This window comes from Bacillus sp. GMs2/2 (genome assembly GCF_050172095.1).
In the GTDB taxonomy this organism is placed as follows: domain Bacteria; phylum Bacillota; class Bacilli; order Bacillales; family Bacillaceae_G; genus Bacillus_A; species Bacillus_A cereus.
On the sequence record NZ_JBNLYE010000762.1, the window covers coordinates 1 to 885 of the forward strand.

The following is an 885-nucleotide window of genomic DNA, read 5'->3' on the forward strand; positions in this document are numbered from 1 at the left end:
ACGAATTCCATTGTATGTACCGAGATGGTTACTTGATTTTTACTTGATTAAAAAGCATGCCCACAAAAAATGCGATTTTTGTCATCATGCTATTGATAAGAAGGCAAATTACTGCCAATATTGTGGAACCCTTAACGGAATGCTTTTATAGTATAGCAAACTATTACATTTAAAAACAAGAAGGGATGGTAAAAGAAAATGACAGCGGAAGAATTATTTGAAGAAAAGAAATATTTAGTGATTGCAGCGATTAAGCAACAATTTGGAAGTATCGCAAGAGCTGGACAGATTGCAGAAATAAACAATATGGATTTGGATGATTTAATACAAGTTGGCCATCTGTATTTATGGGAGCATTGTGTGAATTATGATTCAGAGAGAGTAGATACATTCAATGCATACGTGATGAAAGGTATGAAATGGGCAATGAGTGATGAGCTTCACTTGAAAGGAACGCCTTTTAAGGTGAGTAGACGACTTAGTCATGAGGAAAGGAATAAAATGAATATCCATTCGATTGATTTACATCGAGATGAGGAAACAGTAAAAGAATTTTATGCAGTATCTCCTATTGATGTGGAAAAAGAAGCGATATTATCCATTGAATTTGAAGAAGTGACGAGTGTACTTGAAGAAGAAGAAAAGTCAATTATTCTGCACGTCGGTGAAGGGTATACCACAGAAGAAATAGCTAGGAAATTAGAGATGAAAAAATCTACTGTTCAAACAAGAAAGACACGGGCATTTTTAAAGATGAATCCAGATTATAAGCCACTAAAACAAAAATCCTTTTTCTTAGGGAAAAGAATGATAAAGAGAAACCACCAGTTGGGGCTGGTGATTTAATAGAAACATATATGTTGTCCATCATAACATATGTTGCGT

General features: G+C 34.4%; 1 protein-coding gene. It reads left to right on the forward strand.

The annotated features are described in order from the left end of the window. The first annotated feature begins 198 nt into the window (after positions 1 to 198). On the forward strand, positions 199 to 846 hold the full coding sequence (locus ACQGS6_RS29325; protein ID WP_242316696.1) for a sigma-70 family RNA polymerase sigma factor: 648 nt from the start codon (positions 199 to 201) through the stop codon (positions 844 to 846). The last annotated feature ends 39 nt before the right edge of the window (positions 847 to 885 follow it).